Origin of the sequence: Streptomyces sp. WG7 (assembly GCF_049975785.1) — a bacterium.
GTDB lineage: Bacteria > Actinomycetota > Actinomycetes > Streptomycetales > Streptomycetaceae > Streptomyces.
Genome location: NZ_JBNGGE010000145.1, coordinates 1 through 1,392, shown reverse-complemented (window position 1 = coordinate 1,392; position 1,392 = coordinate 1). Strand labels below are relative to the sequence as shown.

The window sequence follows — 1,392 nt, the reverse complement described above, 5'->3', positions numbered from 1 at the left end:
CAGGTCGACCACCGGATCATCCGAGCCAGTGGTCACCGCTTGCCGAGTGACCACGACCAACCGGGTCCCGTCCAACCACTCCTCACCCAGCCAGCGCTGCACCTGCTCCAGCACCCACACCGTGACCTCATGCGCCAACCCCACAACCGGGCCTTCAGGATTGTGAGGTACGCCCAGTACGACACACCCAGGCACCGGCGTGCCACCCTCGACCGCGGTGACCAATTCCGCCAGGTCCGCGTACTCCGCACCCGCGTCCGGGCCTACGACCGTCCACCCACCAGTGCCCGGGACCTCCCCGGCAAACTCCACATCGGACCACTGCGGCGCGAGCACCACCAAGTCCTGCGACCCGACGCCCAGGGCGCCTTCCTCCATCGGGCGAACGACCAATGCAGCGATGGACAGCACCGACGCGCCCGTGGTGTCGGCCACCGATATGGCGACCTGGTCGGAGCCGGTACGGGTCACACACACCCGGACCCGGGTCGCCCCCGAAGCCCGCAGGACGACGTCGGTGAACATGAAGGGCAACCGTGTGGTCTGCGTCGAGCCCAGCCCGGCGAACATCGAGGTTTGCAACACCGCATCCAGCAACGCCGGATGAACACCGAACGCCCCGGCCTGCGCCCACTGCGCCTCCGGCAGCTCAACCTCAGCCCACACCCGCTCGCCCTGGCGCCAGGCCTTCGTCAGCCCCTGGAACACCGGCCCATAAACGATGCCGAAGTCCTCACCCGTGTCATAGACACCCGAGGTGTCCACAAGCATCGCGCCCGCAGGCGGCCACGACGACCCCAGCACGTCAAAGACGCCGTCGTCCACGACACCGGACTGGTGGCCACCACTGCCGATCAGCACACCAGTGGCGTGCCTCGTCCAGGACTCACTGCCGTCCGGACAGGCATGAATCTCCACCGTCCAACCCTGGTCCTGCTCGGTGAGGTGGACCTGCACCTGGCAACCACCCTGCTCCGGGATGACCAGCGGCACCTCCAACACCAGCTCAACCAGCCGGTCACAGCCCACCGCGTCACCGGCACGCACCGCCAGCTCAACAAACCCCGCACCGGGAAACACAGCCACCCCCCGCACCCGGTGATCCGCCAGCCAGGGATGCGAGCGAAGCGACAGCCTCCCGGTCAAAAGCATCCCACCCGAACCGGGCAGGGCCACCATCGCACCCAGCAGCGGATGCTCAGCCGAGGCCAGACCCGCCCCCGCCACATCACCCACCACAGCCGGCACATCCGGCCAATACCGCTCATGCTGGAACGCATAAGTCGGCAACTCCACCCACCCGGCACCCGTCCCCGCGAACACCGACTCCCACGACACAGCAACACCCTGCACGAACAACTGCGCCAACGACGCCATCATCCGCCCAGGACC

Annotated in this window: 1 protein-coding gene; it reads right to left on the bottom strand. The window is 67.7% G+C overall.

The features are described from left to right. The coding region (locus ACP4J0_RS38420; protein WP_426604076.1) for a polyketide synthase dehydratase domain-containing protein at window positions 1-1,368 on the bottom strand (1,368 nt) is incomplete at its 3' end. Window positions 1,369-1,392 lie beyond the last annotated feature (24 nt).